Origin of the sequence: Streptomyces sp. NBC_00086, from assembly GCF_026343255.1 — a bacterium.
In the GTDB taxonomy this organism is placed as follows: Bacteria; Actinomycetota; Actinomycetes; order Streptomycetales; family Streptomycetaceae; genus Streptomyces.
Window position 1 is genome coordinate 2,553,077 of sequence record NZ_JAPELZ010000001.1, and the last position, 22,520, is coordinate 2,575,596.

Annotated in this window: 20 protein-coding genes; all 20 read right to left on the reverse strand. The window is 69.9% G+C overall.

The features are described 5' to 3' along the window. Nucleotides 1-11: 11 nt before the first annotated feature. The 20 genes from atpA to nrtL all read right to left on the reverse strand — a co-directional run bounded on the left by atpA (nt 12) and on the right by nrtL (nt 22,442). Nucleotides 12-1,607: a F0F1 ATP synthase subunit alpha gene (atpA, locus tag OG276_RS11115; protein ID WP_266904425.1), complete on the reverse strand. Its 1,596-nt coding sequence runs from the start codon at nt 1,605-1,607 to the stop codon at nt 12-14. Between the two features lie 130 nt (nt 1,608-1,737). After that, nucleotides 1,738-2,553, reverse strand: a complete 816-nt coding sequence (locus OG276_RS11120) for a F0F1 ATP synthase subunit delta (RefSeq protein WP_266904427.1) — start codon at nt 2,551-2,553, stop codon at nt 1,738-1,740. Next, complete coding sequence (locus tag OG276_RS11125; RefSeq protein ID WP_266904429.1) at nt 2,550-3,092, reverse strand: F0F1 ATP synthase subunit B; 543 nt, start codon at nt 3,090-3,092, stop codon at nt 2,550-2,552. Before OG276_RS11125 ends, OG276_RS11120 begins: the two co-directional genes overlap by 4 nt. 41 nt (nt 3,093-3,133) lie before the next feature. Next, complete coding sequence (locus tag OG276_RS11130; RefSeq protein ID WP_030153776.1) at nt 3,134-3,370, reverse strand: ATP synthase subunit C; 237 nt, start codon at nt 3,368-3,370, stop codon at nt 3,134-3,136. A gap of 81 nt (nt 3,371-3,451) precedes the next feature. Continuing rightward, nucleotides 3,452-4,261 (reverse strand): F0F1 ATP synthase subunit A, encoded by an 810-nt coding sequence (gene atpB, locus OG276_RS11135; RefSeq protein WP_266912703.1) that lies wholly within the window; start codon nt 4,259-4,261, stop codon nt 3,452-3,454. Nucleotides 4,262-4,502: 241 nt separating this feature from the next. Continuing rightward, nucleotides 4,503-4,940 carry a hypothetical protein gene (locus OG276_RS11140; RefSeq protein WP_266904431.1) on the reverse strand — a complete coding sequence of 146 codons (438 nt, stop codon included), beginning with the start codon at nt 4,938-4,940 and terminating at the stop codon, nt 4,503-4,505. A 275-nt stretch (nt 4,941-5,215) separates the two neighbouring features. Next, complete coding sequence (locus OG276_RS11145; protein ID WP_266912705.1) at nt 5,216-6,550, reverse strand: MraY family glycosyltransferase; 1,335 nt, start codon at nt 6,548-6,550, stop codon at nt 5,216-5,218. Between the two features lie 104 nt (nt 6,551-6,654). Continuing rightward, nucleotides 6,655-7,884: a serine hydroxymethyltransferase gene (gene glyA / locus OG276_RS11150; RefSeq protein ID WP_266904433.1), complete on the reverse strand. Its 1,230-nt coding sequence runs from the start codon at nt 7,882-7,884 to the stop codon at nt 6,655-6,657. Nucleotides 7,885-8,093: 209 nt separating this feature from the next. Continuing rightward, nucleotides 8,094-8,726 carry a protein-tyrosine-phosphatase gene (locus OG276_RS11155; RefSeq protein WP_266904435.1) on the reverse strand — a complete coding sequence of 211 codons (633 nt, stop codon included), beginning with the start codon at nt 8,724-8,726 and terminating at the stop codon, nt 8,094-8,096. Next, nucleotides 8,723-9,370 (reverse strand): L-threonylcarbamoyladenylate synthase, encoded by a 648-nt coding sequence (locus OG276_RS11160; protein WP_134071127.1) that lies wholly within the window; start codon nt 9,368-9,370, stop codon nt 8,723-8,725. The genes OG276_RS11155 and OG276_RS11160 overlap by 4 nt, the downstream gene beginning before the upstream one ends. A gap of 73 nt (nt 9,371-9,443) precedes the next feature. Further along, nucleotides 9,444-10,289 carry a peptide chain release factor N(5)-glutamine methyltransferase gene (gene prmC, locus OG276_RS11165; protein WP_266904439.1) on the reverse strand — a complete coding sequence of 282 codons (846 nt, stop codon included), beginning with the start codon at nt 10,287-10,289 and terminating at the stop codon, nt 9,444-9,446. Between the two features lie 73 nt (nt 10,290-10,362). Beyond that, nucleotides 10,363-11,442 carry a peptide chain release factor 1 gene (gene prfA, locus OG276_RS11170; RefSeq protein WP_266881142.1) on the reverse strand — a complete coding sequence of 360 codons (1,080 nt, stop codon included), beginning with the start codon at nt 11,440-11,442 and terminating at the stop codon, nt 10,363-10,365. Nucleotides 11,443-11,556: 114 nt separating this feature from the next. Then, entirely contained in the window at nt 11,557-11,772 is a 216-nt protein-coding gene (rpmE, locus tag OG276_RS11175) for a 50S ribosomal protein L31 (RefSeq protein WP_243336220.1), read from the reverse strand. 187 nt (nt 11,773-11,959) lie between these two features. Further along, nucleotides 11,960-13,063, reverse strand: coding sequence for an LCP family protein (locus OG276_RS11180; RefSeq protein WP_266904442.1), 1,104 nt, complete (start codon nt 13,061-13,063; stop codon nt 11,960-11,962). Nucleotides 13,064-13,439: 376 nt separating this feature from the next. Beyond that, nucleotides 13,440-15,581: a transcription termination factor Rho gene (gene rho, locus OG276_RS11185; RefSeq protein ID WP_266904444.1), complete on the reverse strand. Its 2,142-nt coding sequence runs from the start codon at nt 15,579-15,581 to the stop codon at nt 13,440-13,442. A gap of 464 nt (nt 15,582-16,045) precedes the next feature. Further along, the gene (gene thrB, locus OG276_RS11190) at nt 16,046-16,972 is read right to left on the reverse strand and encodes a homoserine kinase (RefSeq protein WP_243336217.1); all 927 of its coding nucleotides are present in this window, start codon (nt 16,970-16,972) and stop codon (nt 16,046-16,048) included. A gap of 391 nt (nt 16,973-17,363) precedes the next feature. Beyond that, nucleotides 17,364-18,434: a threonine synthase gene (thrC, locus tag OG276_RS11195; protein ID WP_266904447.1), complete on the reverse strand. Its 1,071-nt coding sequence runs from the start codon at nt 18,432-18,434 to the stop codon at nt 17,364-17,366. Nucleotides 18,435-18,440: 6 nt separating this feature from the next. Next, entirely contained in the window at nt 18,441-19,730 is a 1,290-nt protein-coding gene (locus tag OG276_RS11200) for a homoserine dehydrogenase (RefSeq protein ID WP_266912707.1), read from the reverse strand. 161 nt (nt 19,731-19,891) lie between these two features. Then, entirely contained in the window at nt 19,892-21,283 is a 1,392-nt protein-coding gene (gene lysA / locus OG276_RS11205) for a diaminopimelate decarboxylase (RefSeq protein WP_266904449.1), read from the reverse strand. A gap of 91 nt (nt 21,284-21,374) precedes the next feature. Beyond that, a complete protein-coding gene (nrtL, locus tag OG276_RS11210) occupies nt 21,375-22,442 on the reverse strand; it encodes an ArgS-related anticodon-binding protein NrtL (protein ID WP_266904450.1) in 1,068 nt (355 codons plus the stop codon). Between the last annotated feature and the right edge of the window lie 78 nt (nt 22,443-22,520).

The following is a 22,520-nucleotide window of genomic DNA, read 5'->3' on the forward strand; positions in this document are numbered from 1 at the left end:
TCCTTCCGTCGTCACTTGGAGACGTTGACGGCCGGCGCGTCCTCGCCCAGGAGCTTGCCGTCCGAGGTCTCGAACCCGCGCTTGAAGTCAGCGATGGCGTCAGCGATGGAGCCGAGGGTGTCGTCCGACATCTTGCCGCCGTCCGCGATGGAGGTGAGGAGGTCCTTGCGCGAGACGCGCAGGTGCTCCAGCAGCTCCGACTCGAAGCGACGGATGTCGTTGACCGGGACCTCGTCCATCTTGCCGGTGGTGCCGGCCCAGACGGAGATGACCTGCTCCTCGACGGGCATCGGCTGGTACTGGCCCTGCTTCAGCAGCTCCACCAGACGCTTGCCGCGCTCCAGCGAGGCCTTCGAAGCGGCGTCCAGGTCGGAACCGAAGGCGGCGAACGCCTCCAGCTCGCGGTACTGGGCGAGGTCCAGGCGCAGACGGCCGGAAACCTGCTTCATGGCCTTGTGCTGGGCCGAGCCACCGACGCGGGAGACCGAGATACCGACGTTCAGCGCCGGGCGCTGGCCCGCGTTGAACAGGTCGGACTCAAGGAAGCACTGGCCGTCGGTGATGGAGATGACGTTGGTCGGGATGAACGCCGACACGTCGTTCGCCTTGGTCTCGACGATCGGCAGACCGGTCATCGAACCGGCACCCATGTCGTCGGAGAGCTTCGCGCAGCGCTCCAGCAGACGGGAGTGCAAGTAGAAGACGTCGCCCGGGTAGGCCTCGCGGCCCGGCGGACGGCGCAGCAGCAGCGACACGGCGCGGTAGGCGTCGGCCTGCTTCGACAGGTCGTCGAAGATGATCAGGACGTGCTTGCCGGCGTACATCCAGTGCTGGCCGATGGCCGAACCGGTGTACGGCGCCAGGTACTTGAAGCCGGCCGGGTCGGACGCCGGGGCGGCGACGATCGTCGTGTACTCGAGCGCACCGGCGTCTTCCAGGGCGCCGCGAACGGACGCGATGGTCGAGCCCTTCTGGCCGATGGCGACGTAGATGCAGCGAACCTGCTTGTTCACGTCGCCAGAGCGCCAGTTGTCGCGCTGGTTGATGATCGTGTCGACGGCAAGAGCGGTCTTGCCGGTCTGACGGTCACCGATGATCAGCTGACGCTGACCACGGCCGACCGGCACCATGGCGTCGATGGCCTTGTAGCCGGTCTGCATCGGCTCGTGGACCGACTTGCGGACCATGACGCCGGGGGCCTGCAGCTCGAGGGCGCGGCGGCCTTCGGTCGCGATCTCGCCGAGGCCGTCGATCGGGTTGCCGAGCGGGTCGACAACGCGGCCGAGGTAACCCTCGCCGACGCCGACGGAGAGCACCTCACCGGTGCGCTGCACCGGCTGGCCCTCCTCGATACCGCTGAACTCGCCGAGGACGACCGCACCGATCTCGCGCTCGTCGAGGTTCAGGGCGAGACCGAGGGTTCCGTCCTCGAACTTCAGCAGTTCGTTCGCCATGGCGGAGGGCAGGCCCTCCACCTTCGCGATGCCGTCGCCGGCAACGCTGACCGTTCCGACCTCCTCGCGCGAGGCCGCGTCCGGCTGGTACGACTGGACAAAGTTCTCCAGTGCGTCCCGGATCTCCTCCGGCCGGATCGTGAGCTCCGCCATCTGGGTTCCCTGCTCTCCTTGTTGGGCCTGAAGCTTCTTTGGGGTCTGGGGGCGACCCCCAGGAATCTTCTGCAAGTTCTGCACGGCCCAACCGGGCCGCTAGGAATGCTTCGTACTAATTTGTGGCTGGTCAGCCGGCCATGCGGCGCGACGCCTCGGCGATGCGGTCCGCGATGGTGCCGTCGATGACCTCGTCGCCGACCCGCACCGAGATCCCGCCGAGGACCGTCGGGTCCACGTCGAGGTTCAGGTGCATCGGGCGGCCGTACAGCTTGGCCAGCACCGCGCCGAGACGCTGCTTCTGGACGTCGCTGAGCGGAACCGCGGTGGTCACGGTGGCGACCATGCGGCCACGACGCTCGGCGGCGACCTTCGAAAGGGACTCGAGGCCCGCTTCCAGGCTACGTCCACGCGGGTGCGTGACGAGACGCGTGACCAGCCGCTCGGTGACGGCGTTCGCCTTGCCGCCGAGCAGGCTGCGCAGCAGCTGGCTCTTGGCGGCGGCGGTGGCCGACCGGTCGGTCAGTGCTGCGCGCAGCTCGGTGTTCGAGGTGACGATCCGGCCGAACCGGAACAGCTCGTCCTCGACGTCGTCGAGGCCTCCGCTGCGCTGGGCCGCCGTGAGGTCGGCGGTGGCCGCCAGGACCTCGAGCGAGTCCACCAGGTCGCGGGACTGCGACCAGCGGGACCGGACCATGCCGGACACCAGGTCGAGGGTTTCCCCGCCCACCTGGCCGCCGAGCAGACGGCCGGCCAGCTCGGCCTTGGCCTCGCCGGACTGCGCCGGGTCCGTGATGACCCGACGCAGCGAGACCTCACGGTCGAGCAGCGCGGTGACGGCCGCCAGCTCGCCGGCGAGCTTCGCCGCGTCGACGGACGTGTTGTCCGTCAGCGCGTCGAGACGCTCGCGGGCGGTGGCCAGCGCGTCGCGGCTCGCTCCGTTCATCGGGCGGCCTCGGCCTTCTCCTCAAGCTCGCTGAGGAAACGGTCGATCGTGCGGCTCTGCCGGGCGTGGTCCTCGAGGGACTCGCCGACAAGCTTTCCGGCCAGGTCGGTCGCCAGCTTGCCGACGTCCTGACGGAGGGCGGAAGAGGCGGCCTTGCGGTCAGCCGCGATCTGGGCGTGACCGGCAGCGATGATCTCCTCACGCTGCCGCTGGCCCTCTGCGCGAAGTTCTTCCTTCAGCGCAGTGCCCTGCTCCAGAGCATCCTGGCGCAGTCGAGCGGCCTCGTGCCGGGCTTCGGCGAGCTGGGCCTTGTACTGCTCCAGAACGCTCTGAGCCTCGGTCTGAGCGGCCTCAGCCTTTTCGATACCGCCTTCGATGGCCTCGCGGCGCTCGTCCAGAACCTTGTTGATGTTCGGGAGGAGCTTCTTCGCGAGGAAACCGAGGACGATGACGAAGGCGATCAGACCGATGACGAGCTCGGGGATCGGCGGAACGAGGGGGCTGTTCGGCTCCTCGGACGCGAGAACCAGGAGGTTCACATCAGTGCCTTTCGTCTAATCGGACTAGTGGATGCGGTTCGTCAGCTGTAGACGAACGGCATGACCAGACCGATGAGGGCGAGCGCCTCACAGAAGGCGAAGCCGAGGATCTGGTTGGCGCGGATCAGACCGGCAGCCTCGGGCTGACGGGCGAGAGCCTGCGTGCCGTTACCGAAGATGATGCCGACGCCGACGCCGGGGCCGATGGCGGCGAGGCCGTAGCCGACAGAGCTGAGGGAGCCGGTGACGCCGTCGGCGGCAGCGAGGATCTGGGACATGCCAGTTCTTCCTTCTCTTTCATGGACCGGTGGGGGTTGGCCACCGGACGATTCGGGGGGATTGCAGGAGCGGGCTGTGGCTCAGTGGTGTTCGGCGAGCGCGCCCTGCAGGAAGCTGCAGGCCAGGAGGACGAAGACGTACGCCTGGACAGCCTGGATGAAGAGTTCGAATGCGGTCATCACGATGACCATGACGAACGAGACGCCCGCGTAAGCGATGCCGATCCCGTTCAGCAGGTACCAGCTGGCGATGGTGAACAGCAGCAGCAGGGTGTGACCCGCGAACATGTTCGCGAAGAGTCGGACCGCGTGCGTGAACGGGCGGACCAGGACGTTCGAGAAGAACTCGATCACCATGACCAGCGGCAGAACCGGGCCGAGCGACTTGTCGTAGCCGGTCAGGTTCTTGAAGCCGCCCACGAAACCGTGGCGCTTGAAGGTCACCGACATCCACATCACGTAAATGATGAGGGCGAGGCCGGCCGGGTACGCGATGACGGCGGTCACCGGGAACTGGGCGAGCGGCACGATCGACCACAGGTTCATGATCCAGACGAAGAAGAACGTCGCGACCATGAAGGGGACGTACTTCTCGCCTTCCTTCTTACCGAGCGTCTCGTAGACGATGCCGCGGCGTACGAAGTCGTAGCCCGCTTCGGCGACCATCTGCAGCTTGCCCGGGACGACCTTCGGCTTCCGGAACGCGGCCCAGAAGAAGCCGACGATGATGACCGAGCCCAGCAGGGCGAGCAGCATCGTCTTGTTGAAGTACAGGTTGCTGTCGCCGTCACCGAAGATCGGCTCGAACAGGAACGAGTACAGGGTCGGGCCCGGGAAGCCGCAGCCAGTGCCGTCTTCGAAATGACAGTTCAATTCGAAGGCGAGCGTCATGTCAGCAGCACTCACCGCAGGGCTCCTTCAGCGTGGCGCATAGGTACGGCAACCTCGTTGTGTCGGCGCGGCGTGCAGCCGCGGTTCGGCACTGGACAGGTATTACGGATGGTGGGGCGACAGTCAGGCATCGAGCCTCGCGATGGAACAGGCGTCAGCTCAGATGCCCGCGCCCGCAATGCCGCAGTTGAAACCGGACGATAGCAGCATCCCGAACGCGCACTTATTCCGCCCCTACCCCTCACGACTTCTGGCCCGAATTTCCGGGCTTGTCGCCCTTCATCGAGTCAGGTTCGACGTAGAGGATCTTGGCCTTCATATGAGCACGCGCCTGTGCGGCGATCCACACCAGGGTGGCGACGACGAGCGTGATGGCGAAGGCCTTGGGGTGGAACAGTGTCGTGTTCTTGAACACGGCGAGAAAGACGAAGAGCAGCAGGATCTGGGCCGTGTAGAGCATGAGCCCCATGGCCTGGAACAGGTGCGGCAGTGATTTCGCCGTGCGCTGCAGTACGAGGAATCCGATGCCCATGAACAGCATCACCACGGCCGTCGCAACGACGGCGCCCACGGCCCCCTTGCCACCGGCGACGATCCCACTGATGACGGCGGCGAGAGCGCCGGCGACAGCCGTGGGAACGGCGGATTGCAGGAGGGATCGGACGTCATCTGACCGCATGGCGGTTTGCTCCGCGTGGTGGTGGGGGCACAGGGACTCGTACTGGACGAGCGTAAGCCCGGTCCGAGAGGGAACCTCGGGCCAATGGACCGTCGCACTACGGTCCTTCGGCTCTGTCGCCGGGTTTAGTGAACGGTATCACAAAGTATTTGATGAGAGCTTTACTCGGAGGGTGTGCGGACTGTCACACATGAGAGTGACCCTGCGCGTGTGTGCGCGACAGCCAAGTGTCTTGTCTGGTAAAGGGCGTTCATGTCCGACATGCGTCCGGGACGTCAGCGCGAGGATCCGGCCTTACGCCGGTCGGGGAAGCGCGAACGGGGGCCGATGGCGGTCGCCCCGTTGACGCCGGACACACCTGCCGCAATCGGGCGGGCCGGCTCCGGCTCTGCCGCGGGGGCGTCCTGGAGGGCTGCCTCGGCGGCCCGTTCCGCGTGCCGGTAGCGCGGCGGGACCAGTCGCTCCGCCCACTGCGGGGCCCGCGGGGTGAAGCGGGGCAGCAGGAGCAGGAGCAGGCCCACGGCGCTCAGCACGGAGATCGCCAGCACGATCCACATCGAGGCGGAATGCACCGAATACGCCACGGTGCCGAAGGCGATCAACCCTGACCAGAAGTACATGATGAGCACGGCCCGGCTGTGTGAATGCCCGAGTTCCAGCAGCCGGTGGTGGAGGTGTCCGCGGTCCGCGGCGAAGGGCGACTGGCCCTTCCAGGTGCGCCGCACGATGGCGAGGACCAGGTCCGTCATCGGGATCGCGATGATCGTGAGCGGCAGGATCAGCGGGATGAAGACCGGCAGCATCGCGTGGGTCGCGTTGCGCTCGCCGTCCAGCCACAGGGCCATCGCGTCCGGGTCCACCTGTCCGGTGATGGAGATGGCGGCGGCGGCCAGCACCAGGCCGATGAGCATCGAGCCGGAGTCGCCCATGAAGATCCGGGCGGGGTGCATGTTGTGCGGCAGGAAGCCGAGGCACATGCCCATCAGGATGGCGGCGAAGAGGGTCGCGGGTGCGGCCGCCTCGATCCCGTAGCCGAACCAGATCCGGTATCCGTAGAGGAAGAACGCGCAGGTCGCGATGCAGACCATGCCGGCGGCCAGGCCGTCGAGGCCGTCCACGAAGTTCACCGCGTTGATGGTGATCACGACGAGGGCCACGGTGAGCAGGTTGCCCTGCCAGGGAGTGAGCGAGACCGAGCCGATCCCCGGGACCGGGATCCACAGGATGGTCAGGCCCTGCATGCACATCACACCGGCGGAGATCATCTGTGCGCCGAGCTTGATCAGGGCGTCGAGCTCGAACTTGTCGTCGAGCACACCGACCAGCCAGATCAGGGCCGCCCCGGAGAGCAGGGCCCGCGGCTCGTTCGACAGCTCGAAGACCCCGTTGAGGTTCTTCAGGTGGTCCGCGACGAGCAGGCCGGCGCACAGTCCGCCGAACATCGCGATGCCGCCGAGCCGCGGAGTGGGCTCCCGGTGCACGTCGCGCGCGCGGATCTCGGGCATCGCGCCCACGGCGATCGCGAACTTCCGCACGGGCCCGGTGAGTAGATAAGTCACCGCGACCGTGACGCAAAGCGTCAGCAGATATTCACGCACGGGCTGCCCCAGATGTATCGCCGGCCATCTCAGCCCCACACACTAGCTGCGAAGTACTCACTGTCGTGGACGCGCAGGGGCGGTATCCCGGTTGCGGTACGTCGTCCTTGCCCCGCTTAAACCCCATACGGCGGAAAACTGATCACCAATTCGTTGACGTCCCTACGGACCTTCGTCTCCCCGCCGTCCAGCGCGGCCGTGAACAGCGCGGCGATCCGGCCCATCTCCTCCTCCCCCATGCCCTGCGTGGTCACCGCCGCGGTGCCGAGGCGGATCCCGCGCTGGTCACCGTAGGGAAGGGCGCAGGTGTCCAGCACGATCCCGGCGGCGGCCAGCCGGCCCCGGGCGCCCGCGCCGTCGAGGCCCAGCGGTGCGGGGTCGGCGGTGATCAGGTGGGTGTCGGTCCCCCCGGTCGTGATCGCGAACCCGCGGGCGGCGAGCGCGTCGGCGAGAGCGCGGCCGTTGGCGACCACCCGGTGCGCGTACGAGGTGAAGGCGGGCCCGGCGGCCTCGCCGAAGGCCACGGCCTTGGCGGCGATGGTGTGCATCTGCGGGCCGCCCTGGGTGAAGGGGAACACCGCCCGGTCGATCCGCTCCGCGAACTCGGCCCCGCACAGGATCATCCCGCCGCGCGGACCCCGGAGCACCTTGTGGGTGGTGGCCACGACGATGTCGGCGTAGGGCACGGGGCTGGGCGCGGCCCCGCCGGCCACGAGTCCGATGGGGTGGGCGGCATCCGCGATCAGGAAGGCCCCGACCTCGTCGGCGATCTCCCGGAACACGGAGTACTCGGGGTGCCTCGGGTAGGAGATGGACCCGCACACGATGGCCTTGGGCCGGTGCTCGTGCGCGAGACGCTGCACCTGGGCGTAGTCGATGAGCCCGGTCTCGGCGTCCACTCCGTACCCGACGAAGTCGAACCAGCGCCCGGAGAAGTTGGCGGGCGACCCGTGGGTGAGGTGCCCCCCGGAGGTGAGCGCCATGGCCAGCACGGTGTCCCCGGGCCGCAGCAGCGCGGCGTACGCGGCGAGCACGGCGGCGGATCCGGAGTGCGGCTGCACGTTCGCGTGCTCGGTGCCGAAGAGGGCGCGGGCCCGCTCGACGGCGATCTGCTCGGCAAGGTCGGCGTACTCGCAGCCGCCGTGGTGGCGGGCGCCGGGGTACCCCTCGGCGTACTTGTTGGCGAGCGCCGATCCCAGTGCGGTGAGCACGGCGGCGGAGGTGAAGTTCTCGGCGGCGATCAGCTGCAGCCCGGTCGCCTGGCGCCGGTGTTCCCCGTCGAGGACGTCGGCCATCTGCGGATCCTGCTGCCGCAGCAGGTCCAGGGGCTGGGTGATGACGCTCATGGCGCGACTCCAGGGGGGTACCGCATACCGGGTACCAGCCACTGTAGGCCGCCCTTGCGGATCCCGCCCTGCGGCGCCGGTCCAGCCTCGCCGGCGTGTGAGGCGCGGGCTCCGGGGCGGAGCCCCGGGGGGTCCGGGCGCAGCCCGGGGAACGGAGGAAGGGCGGGTAGGGGACGGCCCCGCGGGGGTCGCCCGGTCGACCCGGCGGGTCAGCGGGAAGCCGTGACGCCCGTCAGTGCCGTGACCACGGGGTCCAGCGCCTGGTTGATCTCGTCGCCGATCGAGCGGAAGAAGGTGATCGGCGCCCCGTACGGGTCGTACACCTCATCGGCGTCGGGGGACGGCGCGAGCAGCCACCCGCGTAGAGCGGCGGCGGCGCGGACCAGCGCGCGGGCCCGCTCCACCATCCCGTCCTCCAGCGGCGGCAGCGTCGCCGGGTCTATCGCCCGCACCAGCCGGGTGAACTCCTTCAGGGTGAAGGTGCGCAGCCCCGCCGAGTGCCCCATCGAGATCACCTGGGCGCGGTGGTCGCGGGTGGCGGTCAGGACCAGGTCGGCGCGTATGACGTGCTCGTCCAGGAGTTCCCGGCCGGTGAAGCCGGTGGCGTCCGCCCCGAAGTCGGCCAGCACGGCGGCCGCGTTGGCCTCCATGGGCGCGCCCTCGTGGCCCCAGGTGCCCGCGCTCTCCACGATCAGGTCGCCGGTGACGGGGCCGCCGAGCCGGTGGGACAGCGCGTGCCGCGTCAGCCGCTCGGTGATGGGCGAGCGGCACACGTTGCCGGTGCTGACGTGGAGTATGCGGAAGGTGTTGTCCCCGGCTATGCCACGCCCCTCAGGGCTCACGGAGCCACCTCGAGGTCGGGCACGACCTCCCGCAGCTGCTCGGCGGTCAGTGCCCCCTCGCGCAGCAGGACGGGAACCTTCCCGGTGACGTCGACGATCGACGAGGGCAGGGTGCTCGGGGTCGGCCCGCCGTCCAGGTACACGGACACGGAGTCGCCGAGCATCTCGCGCGCCGCGTCGCAGTCCTCGGGCGCCGGGTGTCCGGTCAGGTTCGCCGAGGACACCGCCATCGGGCCGACCTCGGTCAGCAGCTCGATCGCGACGGGGTGCAGGGGCATGCGCACGGCCACGGTGCCGCCGGTCTCGCCCAGGTCCCACGCCAGCGAGGGCTGGTGCTTGGCGACGAGCGTCAGACCGCCCGGCCAGAAGGCGTCGACGAGCTCCCAGGCCTGCTCGGAGAAGTCGGTGACCAGGCCGTGCAGGGTGTTCGGGGAGCCGATGAGGACGGGGGTGGGCATGTTGCGGCCGCGCCCCTTGGCGGCGAGCAGGTCGCCGACGGCCTCCGCGCTGAAGGCGTCCGCGCCGATCCCGTAGAGGGTGTCGGTGGGCAGCACGACGAGCTCGCCGCGGCGTACGGCGGAGGCGGCTTCACGCAGGCCCGTCTTGCGGTCCGTCGCGTCGTTGCAGTCGTATCGCCGGGCCATCAGCGGGCCTCCTCGTGCAGCAGGGGGGTGGCGGGAATGCGCGCGGTGACTGCGCCGCTCGAGGCAGGGCCGGTCACGGCAGAGCCTTGCGGGCGGTCGCGAAGCGCGGGCGGTTGTTGAGGTCGGGGTGGTCGGCGGCGTCGGCCCAGCCCCGCTCCTCGGCGAAGATCCACGGGACCTGTCCGCCCTGGGTGTCGGCGTGCTCGATGACGACGATGCCGCCGGGCCGCAGCAGCCGGTGGGCGGTGCGCTCGATGCCGCGGATGGTGTCCAGGCCGTCCTCGCCGGAGAACAGCGCCATCTCGGGGTCGTGGTCGCGGGCCTCGGGCGCCACGTACTCCCACTCGGTGAGCGGGATGTACGGCGGGTTGGAGATGACCAGGTCGACCTGTCCGTCCAGCTCGGGCAGCGCGCTCAGCGCGTTGCCCTGGTGGACGGTGACCCGGGAGCCCTCGGCGTTCTTACGGGTCCACTGCAGGGCGTCCTCGGACAGCTCGACGGCGTGCACGCGCGAGCGCGGCACCTCCTGCGCCATGGCCAGCGCGATGGCGCCGGAGCCGGTGCAGAGGTCCACGATCAGCGGTTCGACGACGTCCATCGCCCGGACGGCCTGTATGGCCCAGTCCACGACCGACTCGGTCTCGGGCCGGGGCACGAAGACCCCGGGCCCGACCTGGAGCTCCAGGTAGCGGAAGAAGGCGCGGCCGGTGATGTGCTGGAGCGGCTCGCGCGCCTCGCGGCGGGCGACGGCCTCCCAGTAGCGGGCGTCGAAGTCCGCGTCCTTGACGTGGTGGAGTTCCCCCCGCTTGACGCCGTGCACGAAGGCCGCGAGCTCCTCCGCGTCGAAACGCGGTGAGGGCACGCCGGCGGCGGCCAGCCGCTGGGTGGCCTGGGCCACCTCGGCAAGCAGCAAGTTCACGCTGGTCCTCCGGGCTGCTGTCGTACGGGGGGTGGTGCGGGGTCCTGCGGGTGGTGCGGTCCTGCGGGGGGACTCAGTGCGCGGACGCGAGCTTGGCGGCGGAGTCCGTGTCGACACAGGCCTGGATGACCGGGTCGAGGTCTCCGTCGAGGACCTGGTCCAAGTTGTACGCCTTGAAGCCCGTCCGGTGGTCCGAGATCCGGTTTTCCGGGTAGTTGTACGTACGGATCTTCTCGGAGCGGTCCACCGAGCGCACCTGGCTGCGGCGCACGTCGGAGGCCTCCTGCTCGGCGGCTTCCTGGGCGGCGGCCAGCAGGCGCGAGCGCAGGATGCGCATCGCCTGCTCCTTGTTCTGGAGCTGGCTCTTCTCGTTCTGGCAGGAGGCGACCACACCGGTCGGGATGTGCGTGATGCGCACGGCCGAGTCGGTGGTGTTGACGGACTGGCCGCCGGGGCCCGAGGAGCGGTACACGTCGATGCGGAGGTCGTTCATGTTGACCTCGACCTCCACCTCCTCGGCTTCCGGGGTGACGAGCACGCCGGCGGCGGAGGTGTGGATGCGGCCCTGGGACTCGGTGGCCGGCACGCGCTGGACGCGGTGCACGCCGCCCTCGTACTTCAGGCGGGCCCAGACGCCCTGGCCGGGCTCGGTGGCGCCGTTGCCGCCCTTGGTGCGGACGGAGACCTGGACGTCCTTGTAGCCGCCGAGCTCGGACTCGGTGGCGTCGATGATCTCGGTCTTCCAGCCCACGCGCTCGGCGTAGCGCAGGTACATGCGCAGCAGGTCGCCGGCGAACAGGGCCGACTCGTCACCGCCCGCACCCGCCTTGACCTCCAGGAGCACGTCCTTGTCGTCGCTGGGGTCGCGCGGAACGAGCAGCAGGCGGAGCTTCTCGGTGAGCTCTTCGCGCTGTGCGGTCAGTTCCTTGACCTCTGCCACGAAGTCCGGGTCGTCGGCCGCGAACTCCTTCGCCGTCTCGATGTCCTCGGCGGACTGCTTCCAGGCACGGAAGGTCGCGACGATCGGGGTCAGCTCCGCGTAGCGCTTGTTCAGCTTGCGCGCGTTGGCCTGATCCGAGTGGACCGAAGGGTCGGCGAGCTTCTTCTCAAGATCGGCGTGCTCGCCGATCAGTTCCTCGACCGCCTCGAACATCGGGGGCTCCTGAAGATGGTGAATGTGAAGAAAAGGGCTGCGGGACGAGAAAGGCGCCGGTCCGGCTGCCCCCGTGCGAACAGGGTGCAGCCGGTACCCGGCGCCTGAGGCTCGCTACTTCTGTGCAGCCTTGCCGAAGCGGGCCTCGAAGCGGGCCACGCGGCCACCGGTGTCGAGGATCTTCTGCTTGCCCGTGTAGAACGGGTGGCACTCGGAGCAGACCTCGGCTCGGATGGAGCCCTCGGTCAGGGTGCTGCGGGTGGTGAACGACGCGCCACAGGTACAGCTGACCTGGGTCTCGACGTACGTGGGGTGGGTATCGCGCTTCAAGGTGTCTCCTAGATTCGGGAGGGCGCCGGGTCGCAGGAGCCGAATTGCGCGCTGCGTGAACCGGGGCCGACAGACCAGTCTGCCAGGACCGGGCTGCCTGTCAAAATTCTGAGGACGCCTCCCTCAACGGCAGGGGTCCGGCATCTATTCCACGGCCCGGTGGAACCCGTCCCACCAGGCGGTTCGGCTACCGGACGACCGTACCGGCCGTGCCCTTGTCTCCGGCCGAGTTCGTGGTGGCCGCTTCCGGGACCTGCTGGTCGGCCAGCAGGGCGTCCCAGACCATCGTGGACTCCTTGGTGAGCGGGACGACCCGGTTGGGGTCACGGGTGTCTCCGGTCACCGGGAGGGTGATCATCTGCATGTTCTCGGGGCCGATGCCCTCCAGGCCCTGGGCGAAGCCCATGAGGGACTTCACGTCGCCGAGCGCCTTGTCCGTGGTGATGGCCTTGGTGGCGGTGTCGGCGAGGTCGAGCAGCTTCTTCGGGTTGTCGAAGACACCGATGGTCTTGACCTGCTTGATCAGCGCCTTGATGAAGGCCTGCTGGAGCTGTATTCGGCCCAGGTCGCCGCCGTCGCCGACGCCGTGGCGGGTACGGACGAGGCCGAGGGCCTGCTCGCCGTTCAGCCGGTTCGTCCCGGCGGGCAGGTCGAGGTGGCTGTAGTCGTCCTTGATCGGCTTGGTGGTCGTCACCTCGACGCCGCCGAGCTTGTCGATGATCTCCTTGAAGCCCGTGAAGTCGACTTCGAGGTAGTGGTCCATGCGGATCCCCGACATCTTCTCCACGGTCGCGACCGCGCAGGCGGCCCCGCCGACGGTGAACGACTCGTTGAACATCTTGCGCGGGCCGCCCAGGTCGCTCTTGCCGTTCGGGAGCTTGCAGGTGGGCCGGGTCACGAGGGTGTCGCGGGGTATCGATACGACGGTGGCCTTGGTGTGGCCCTCGTTGAGGTGGACGATCATCGCCGTGTCGGAGCGTGCGGAGCCGCCGTCGTCCTGGCCGTACTCCCCGTTGTCGCCGCCGCGGGAGTCGGAGCCGAGGACGAGGATGTCCATCGAGCCGTTGTCCACGTTCTCCGGGCGGTTCGTGCCGAGGGCGGCGTCGATGTCGACGGTCTTGAGGTTGCCGTTGAACTTGAAGTAGAAGTAGCCGAGCCCCGCCCCGCCCAGGAGGACCACGCCCGCGGCGGTCCACGCGGCGATGACGACGGCCCTGCGGCGCACGGCCGGCTTCCGTCGGCGTCTGCCCGCGCCGGCCCTGCGGCCGTGGCCCCTGTTGTCCTGGCTCATGCTCTGCTCTGCCGCCTGTCTGTGTTCGGTTCGGCTCCCCGCTCTCTGTGACAAGGACGGACTGAAGCCATCCAGGGTTCCACGGTCCCGGGCTCGCGGAAACCGCCCCGCCCCGTCGGGCCGGGCCGGACGGGCACCGTGCGGTACGCCGCCCACCTGCGGATTCCCCCCGGGACTCGGGGTGACCGCGAGGGGCGGCGGGCGTACGGAGTGTGGCAAAGGTCGCATCCGTGCGCGAAGCACCGTAGACCACACAAGGCCGCACAGACCCCGCAGGCCACATGGGCCCCCTAGGCCCCGGGTATGACGCGACCGCCCCCGTCGCGGGTGCGGCGGGGGCGGTCGGCGGTCACGCAGGTGGTGCTACGGGGAGACGTCAGTCGTCGTTCTTGCCCGACGGGGTCGTCTTCGCGATCTGCATGAGGAACTCGGCGTTCGACTTCGTCTGCTTCATCTTGTCGAGGAGCAGCTCGATGGCCTGCTGCGAGTCGAGCGCGTGCAGCACCCGGCGCAGCTTCCAGACGATGGCGAGCTCCTCGCTGTTGAGGAGGATCTCCTCCTTGCGGGTGCCCGAGGGGTCCACGTCAACGGCCGGGAAGATGCGCTTGTCGGCGAGCTTCCGGTCGAGCTTGAGCTCCATGTTGCCGGTGCCCTTGAACTCCTCGAAGATCACCTCGTCCATGCGCGAGCCGGTGTCGACCAGCGCGGTGGCCAGGATGGTCAGCGAGCCGCCGTCCTCGATGTTGCGCGCGGCACCGAAGAAGCGCTTCGGCGGGTAGAGCGCGGTCGAGTCGACACCACCGGACAGGATGCGGCCGGAGGCGGGGGCGGCGAGGTTGTACGCGCGTCCCAGGCGGGTGATGGAGTCCAGCAGGACGACCACGTCGTGGCCGAGCTCGACGAGACGCTTGGCGCGCTCGATGGCCAGCTCGGCGACGGTGGTGTGGTCCTCGGCCGGGCGGTCGAAGGTCGAGGAGATGACCTCGCCCTTCACCGACCGCTGCATGTCGGTGACCTCTTCCGGACGCTCGTCGACCAAGACGACCATCAGGTGGCACTCGGGGTTGTTGACCGTGATCGCGTTGGCGATCGCCTGCATGATCATGGTCTTACCGGTCTTCGGCGGGGCCACGATCAGACCGCGCTGGCCCTTACCGATCGGCGACACGAGGTCGATGATGCGGGTGGTCAGCACGCCCGGGTCGGTCTCCAGGCGGAGCCGGTCCTGCGGGTACAGCGGGGTCAGCTTCTGGAACTCCGGGCGGCCGCGGCCGGATTCGGGCGCCATGCCGTTGACCGAGTCCAGGCGCACGAGCGCGTTGAACTTCTCGCGGCGCTCGCCGTCCTTGGGCTGACGGACGGCGCCGGTGGTGTGGTCGCCCTTGCGCAGACCGGCCTTGCGGACCTGGGCGAGGGAGACGTACACGTCGTTCGGGCCGGGCAGGTAGCCCGAGGTCCGGATGAACGCGTAGTTGTCGAGGATGTCGAGGATGCCCGCCACGGGGATCAGGACGTCGTCGTCGGCGACCGGAGTCTCGGCCGGCGCGAACTCGTCGCGGCCACGACGGCCACGGCGGTCGCGGTAGCGGCCACGACGGCCGCGACGGCCGTCCTCGTCGAAGTCGTCCTGCGGGCCGTTGTCCTGACGGTCCCGGTCCTGGCGACCGCCCTGCTGGCCCTGACCCTGGCCCTGACCCTGGCCGCGGCCGCCCTGCTGGCGGTCCTGACGGTCGGTCCGGTCCTGACGGCCGCCCTGCTGGCCCTGACCCTGGCCCTGGTTCTGACCCTGGCTCTGGCCCTGACCGGCCTGGCCCTGACCCTGAGCGCCCTGGCCCTGGTCGTCGGCCTTGGCACCGCGGTCACGGCGCTCGCGGCGGCCGTCGGCGCGGTCGTTGCCCCGCTCGCGGCGGTCGCGACGGCCGCGGCCCTCGCCTTCCTGGCCCTGGGCCTGGCCGGCCGGGGCGGTGGCGGCCTCGGCCTTCGCTTCGGCCTGTGCGGCCGGAGCGACGGTCTCGGACTTCGGCTCCACCTGTACGGCGGCGGCGGGGGCCGAACCCTCGGGGCTGCCGGACGGGGCGGTGGCACGCCGGCGACGGCGCTCGCCGACCGGGGCGTCCTCGCTCGCGGGCTGGCCCGGGATGTCGATCTGGGCCTGCGTGGCGGCCTTCTCGGCGGGCGCCTCGGCGGCGGCCTCGCCCGTACGGGCCTTGCTGGTGGCGCGGCGCTTCGGCTTGGTCTCGCCGCTTTCGGCGGGCGCGGCGGCCGGCGCGGAGGCCGCGGCCTTGGGGGCGCTGCTTCCCGCCTGCGCCTCCTTGATGACCTCGATCAGCTGGCCCTTGCGCATCCGCGCGGTGCCCCTGATGCCGAGGCCCGACGCGACCTGCTGGAGCTCGGCCAGGACCATGCCGTCAAGGCCGGTGCCGGAGCGGCGGCGCTTGGTCGGCGCGGCGCCCTCGGCGGGGGCACTGGTGTCGACGTTGGTGTCGGCAGCGCCCATCAGATCGGTGGTGTCGCTCACGAAGGGTCCTTCCCTGGAGCGGACGTCGGCCTGTCTGGCTCGGCGACCGGTTGTGCTGTCCGACGGCAGTCCGTGATGAGGCGCGGACTGCTGCCGGGGCGGTGGTCCGCCGATAGAGATACGGCGGAGAGAAACGTGCATGTGCGTGGGTGGTTCCGGCGAGAAGCCCCCGAGTGGAAGCGTGGGAATATCACGCCGATTCCGGAGCGTGCTCGAAACTGCTGGCAGCGATCAAAGCAGTCGGGGAGGCTCCCGGAAGAAAGGTGGTCCCTGATAGGGACACTGAGCACCAAGCCATGGCGGCTTCGGATGCGCACTTGAGACTAACACTACCGGATCCAACAGACATTCCCCCTCTCCATCACCGGCTTTCGAGCCCTTCCGCGCGGGTTTCGCGCGGGCTCCGCGCGGGCGGCCTGCCCTGGCCGCCCGCCCCTGGCCGGCTGTGTCCTTTACTGCGCGGATCAGCCGCCCTGGGTTCCCAGCGGAAGTACGCTCGCGCCCGCGGCGTCGAGTGCGAGCCGGTTGGCCGCCCACCCCTCGCCCGCGAGCCGTGCGACCTTGTCGGCCGCACCGTTGTCGACCAGCGCGAGGACCGTGGGGCCCGCGCCGGAGATCACCGCGGGGATGCCGTCCGCCCGCAGTCGCGCCACGAGCGCCACGCTCTCGGGCATCGCCGGGGACCGGTACTCCTGGTGGAGACGGTCCTCGGTGGCCGGCAGCAGGAACTCGGGACGCCTGGTCAGGGCCTCTACGAGCAGACCCGCGCGGCCCGCGTTGACGGCCGCGTCCACGTGCGGGACGGTGCGCGGCAGCAGGCCGCGCGCCGTCTCCGTCAGGACGGGCTTGGAGGGGACGAAGACCACCGGAACGATGGAATCGGCGGGCTCCATGCGGATCGCCTTGGCGCTGCCGCCGTCCATCCACGCGAGGGTGAAACCGCCGAGGAGACAGGCGGCGACGTTGTCGGGGTGGCCCTCGATCTCGGTGGCGAGCTCCAGCAGCGCCGTGTCGTCGAGCTTGGCCTCTCCGCCTATGGTCACGGCGCGGGCGGCGACGATGCCCGCGCAGATGGCGGCGGAGGAGGAGCCGAGACCGCGGCCGTGCGGGATGCGGTTGGCGCAGACGACTTCGAGGCCGCGCGGCTGGCCGCCCAGCAGGTCGAACGCGGTGCGCATGGAACGTACGAGGAGGTGGCTCTCGTCCCGCGGCAGGGTGTCGGCACCTTCGCCCGCGATATCGATGTTCAGGCCTGAATCGGCCACGCGTACGACGACGTCGTCGTAGAGCCCCAAGGCCAGCCCGAAGGCGTCGAAGCCCGGGCCGAGGTTGGCACTGCTGGCGGGAACGCGCACCCGTACGGCGGCGGCGCGGAAGGCGGGACCGGCCATCTTCCGATGACACTCCTTGTGACTGTGCGAGACGGTATCTTCGCTGGCTCGCTGTGAATGTACTGGAGAACGTACGACACCCGAAGGCCCTGTGGGCAGCACCGCGGTCATATGCGCGGCGGCGGATGTAAGTACAGCCTATCGAAGGAAGGTTCTTCTCCGACATAGGGCGCACAGCAGGCGCACGATGCGTGTCGCCGGCTCCTGCCGGTCCGGTCGGGTTTCCGCCGCGATATCTGGCGGGTTTCCATCGGTTTTCGTGCCGTACGGCCCGAGTTGCCGGATTCATCAGCCTTCGAAAGACTTCCGGAATCCGGCAACTCGGTTACTGCGGTACTTCTGGTCGCGGCGGCCGACCGCGCTTACGGGACGGCCGGCCCGCGGCTCGCGGTCAGACGAGACCGAGGCGGATGGCGGCGGCCTCGGCGTCGACCGGAATGGTGACCGGCTGCGGAGCGCCGGCGACCGCCCAGTCGGGGTCCTTCAGGCCGTTGCCGGTGACGGTGCAGACGATCTTCTGGCCGGGGTCGACCAGACCGAGCTCGACGGCCTTGAGCAGACCGGCCACCGACGCGGCCGAGGCGGGCTCGACGAAGACGCCCTCCTGAGCGGCCAACAGGCGGTAGGCGGACAGGATCTGGCGGTCCGTCACCTCGTCGATGAAGCCGCCCGACTCGTCCCGGGCCTGCAGGGCGTAGTCCCACGAGGCCGGGTTGCCGATACGGATCGCCGTGGCGATGGTGTGCGGCTCCTTGACGATCTCCCCGCGCACGATGGGCGCGGAGCCGGAGGCCTGGAAACCCCACACGCGGGGCGTACGGGAGGCCAGGCCATCGGCCTTGTACTCCTTGAAGCCCTTCCAGTACGCGGTGATGTTGCCGGCGTTGCCGACGGGCAGCACGTGGATGTCGGGGGCGTCGCCGAGCGCGTCCACGATCTCGAAGGCCGCCGTCTTCTGGCCCTCGATGCGTACCGGGTTGACGGAATTGACCAGCGCCACCGGGTAGTTGTCGGACAGCGCCCGGGCGAGGTCGAGGCAGTCGTCGAAGTTGCCGTCGACCTGGAGGATCTTCGCGCCGTGGATCAGGGCCTGGCCCATCTTGCCCAGCGCGATCTTGCCGCGGGGCACGAGGACGGCGGAGACCATCCCGGCGCGCACCGCGTAGGCGGCGGCGGAGGCCGAGGTGTTGCCCGTGGAGGCGCAGATGACGGCCTTGGCGCCGTCCTCCTTGGCCTTGGTGATCGCCATGGTCATGCCGCGGTCCTTGAAGGACCCGGTGGGGTTGGCCCCCTCGACCTTGAGGTGTACCTCGCAGCCGGTGCGCTCGGAGAGCACCTGGGCGGGGACGAGGGGAGTGCCGCCCTCGCGGAGCGTGACCACCGGAGTCGTGGCCGTGACCGGCAGGCGGTCCCGGTACTCCTCGATGATGCCGCGCCACTGGTGGGTGCGATTGCTGCTCATGGGTCCTTACTCCCCTTCAACACGCATGATGCTGGCGACACCGCGGACGGTGTCCAGCTTCCGCAGCGCCTCGACGGTCCCGGAGAGGGCGGCGTCGGGCGCACGGTGAGTGACGACGACGAGGGAGGCCTCGCCGTCCTTTCCCTGCTGTCGGACGGTGTCGATGGACACTCCGTGCTCCGCGAAGGTGGTCGCCACCTGGGCGAGGACGCCCGGCTTGTCCGCCACATCGAGGCTGATGTGGTAGCGGGTGACGACATCCCCCATGGGGCTGACCGGCAGCTGGGTGTAAGCCGACTCGCCCGGCCCCTTTGCCTCGGCGAGCTTGTTGCGGCAGACGGCGACGAGGTCGCCGAGGACCGCGGACGCGGTCGGCGCGCCGCCCGCGCCCGGACCGTAGAACATGAGCCGCCCGGCGGCCTCCGCCTCGACGAACACCGCGTTGTACGCCTCGCGGACGGAGGCGAGCGGGTGGGTCAGCGGGATCATCGCCGGGTGGACGCGGGCGGTGACGGACTCGCCGTCGGCGGCGCGCTCCAGGATGGCGAGGAGCTTGATGGTGCAGCCCATGCGCTTGGCGGACGCGAAGTCGGCGGCGCTGACCTCGGTCATGCCCTCGCGGTAGACGTCGTCGAGGCGGACCCGGGTGTGGAAGGCGATGCCGGCCAGGATCGCGGCCTTGGCGGCGGCGTCGTAGCCCTCCACGTCGGCGGTGGGGTCGGCCTCGGCGTACCCGAGGGCGGTGGCCTCGTCGAGGGCCTCCTGGTACCCGGCGCCGGTGGAGTCCATCTTGTCGAGGATGAAGTTCGTCGTGCCGTTGACGATGCCCATCACCCGGTTGATCTTGTCGCCCGCGAGGGACTCGCGCATGGGGCGGACCAGCGGGATGGCGCCGGCGACGGCGGCCTCGTAGTACAGGTCCAGCCCGGCGGCCTCGGCGGCGGCGTGCAGCGCGGCGCCGTCCTGGGCGAGCAGCGCCTTGTTCGCCGAGACGACGGAGATGCCGTGCTCGAAGGCGGTGGTGATCAGGGTGCGGGCCGGCTCGATGCCGCCGATGACCTCGATCGCGACGTCGATGTCGCCGCGTTTGAGCAGCGCGGTCGCATCGGTGGTGACCAGGGCCGGGTCGATGCCCTCGCGCACCTTGGAGGGGCGGCGCACGGCCACGCCGGCGAGCTCGACGGGCGCGCCGATCCTGGCCGTCAGATCGTCGGCGTGCGTCGTCATGATGCGGGCAACTTCCGAGCCGACCACTCCACAGCCCAGCAGCGCCACCTTCAGCGGACGCGTACGCATCATTCGACCTACGCCTTTCGATCTTCACATCAGTACCTGTTGCGCGGTTTGCACCCCAGGTGTGAACCAGTCTCACTCAATGGACAACAGTTTCCACCCTCGGTCCATTGAGTGAGACACCTATTCCGGGGCCTGGGGGGCCTCCCCCAGAAGAATGCGTATCAGCCGACGTCGAGACGCAGGAGATCCTCCTCCGTCTCCCGGCGGACGATGACACGCGCCTGACCGTCACGCACGGCGACGACGGGCGGGCGGAGCACGTGGTTGTAGTTGCTCGCCATCGAACGGCAGTACGCGCCGGTCGCCGGGACCGCGAGGAGGTCGCCGGGGGCGATGTCGGCGGGCAGGAACGCGTCCTTGACCACGATGTCGCCGCTCTCGCAGTGCTTGCCCACGACGCGCACGAGCATGGGCTCGGCGTCGGAGGTCCGGGAGACGAGGCTGACCGAGTACTCGGCGTCGTAGAGGGCCGTCCGGATGTTGTCGGACATCCCGCCGTCGACGGAGACGTACGTCCGCAGTCCCTCCAGCGGCTTGACCGTCCCCACCTCGTAAAGGGTGAAGGCCGTCGGGCCCACGATCGCCCGTCCGGGTTCCACCGAGATCCGCGGGGCGCGCAGGCCGGCCGCCTCGCACTCGCGGGCGACGATCTCGTGCAGGGCCTTGGCGATCTCGTGCGGCTCGCGCGGGTCGTCGGCGGAGGTGTAGGCGATGCCCAGCCCGCCGCCGAGGTCGATCTCGGGCAGCTCCACCCCGTGCTCGTCGCGCACGGCGGCGAGCAGGCGTACGACGCGCTTGGCGGAGACCTCGAAGCCGGCCATGTCGAAGATCTGCGAGCCGATGTGGGAGTGGACGCCGAGCAGCTCCAGGCTGTCGTGGCCCAGCGCACGCCGTACGGCCTCGGCGGCCGACCCGTCGGCGACGGCGATCCCGAACTTCTGGTCCTCGTGCGCGGTGGCGATGAACTCGTGGGTGTGCGCCTCCACGCCCACGGTGACGCGGATCTGCACGGGCTGGCGTACGCCGAGCTCGCGGGCGATGTGCGCGACGCGGGCGATCTCCTGGAAGGAGTCGAGCACGATCCGGCCGACGCCGGCCTCGATGGCGCGGGTGATCTCGCTCGTGGACTTGTTGTTGCCGTGGAAGGCGATGCGCCCGGCGGGCATCCCGGCGGCGAGCGCGGTGGCCAGCTCCCCTCCCGAGCACACGTCGAGGTTGAGCCCCTCCTCCTTGAGCCACTTCACGACGGCCTTGGAGAGGAACGCCTTGCCGGCGTAGAAGACGTCGGCGTCCGGCCCGAAGGCGTGCGCCCAGGCGCGGCAGCGCGCCCGGAAGTCCTCCTCGTCGAGGAAGTAGGCGGGCGTCCCGAACTCCTCGGCGAGACGGGTCACTTCGATCCCGCCGACGGTGACGACTCCGTCGCCGTTACGGCCGACCGTGCGCGCCCAGACCTTCTCGTCGAGCGCGTTGAGGTCGGCGGGCGGCGGGGCGTAGTGGCCCTCGGGCATGACGTCGGCGTGGCGGGGCCCGGCGGGGTGTGCGGAACGGCTCATCTCGGAATTCTCTCTTCGCAAATCATCCGGAACGCGGGCGAATCACATCGGACCACAACGAGTCACATCGGATCACATACGGTTCGCGGCATCACAGGTGGTGGTGATGGTGAAGGTGGTGGTGGTCGGGCACGTCGATGCCGAGCAGGGCCAGGCCGCCGGCCAGCACCGTCCCGGCGGCTTCGGCAAGGGCCAGCCGGGCGCGGTGGGCGGCCGAGGGTTTCTCGTCGCCCTTGGGCAGGACGTGGTACTGGAAGTCGAGCAGGGCGTCGGCGATGACGACGAGCTGCCGGACGAGCCGCTCGGGCGCGCGGTGGTGCGCGGCGGCTTCGAGCACGAGCGGGTGGTCGCGGAGCGCACCGAGCAGGACGCCGACGCCGTGCACGTCTCCCGGCTCACCCGGCTCACCCGGCTCACCCAGCTCGCCGGGCTCGCCCTGGAACCCCAGCTGCGCGGCGTTACGGGTCAGCGCGCGCGCCCGGTCGCAGGCGTACCGCACCCGGAACAACTCACTGGACTCGTCCTGGACGAGCAGCGACGCGGAGAACACGGGGGTCTCGGCGGCGGGAACACCGAGCATCGCCCAGACGGCGGCGCCGGCCCCGTACACGGCGACCACATCCCCGTCCCGCTTGGCGACGGGGGCGATGCGGGCGCTGCGGACGGCGGGGGCGCGCTCTCCCCCCGCCCCTTCCACCCGCTCCACCCCCTGACCGCTCACGATCCGCTGCACGGCCGCGTGCACGACGCGCTCGCGCAGGGCCCCTGCGGGGGCGTCGACGGTCTCGGGGATCGCGCACCCCTCGGGGGCGAGGCCGTACGACGCCGCTCCACCGGCACGAATGCCCCGTACCAGCTCTCCGACGGAACTCTCGGCGAGTACGAAGTTCAGGAACCCGGCGCCGGTGATCTCCACCCGCTCGACCCCGGCCAGACCCGCCAGCCGCGGGGCCAGCACCTCGGCCACTCCACGGGGCGCGACTCCGGCACCCTTCGCCACCCCGAACGCGACGGGCGAGGCGTAGTCCCCCACTCCCCCGGGCCGCGTCCGCTCGACGACGACCCGCTCGGGCACGACCACACCGGCGGGCAGCTCCCCGTCCTCGACGGCGCGGCGCAGGGCGCGCACGACGGAACGGGAGAGGTCGACGGGGGTCACGTGACCAGCCTAGGGGAGAAGCCCCCACGTCACGCGAAGGGTTTCGCCATGTGAACAGCGGGCCCAAGCGAAGGGGCG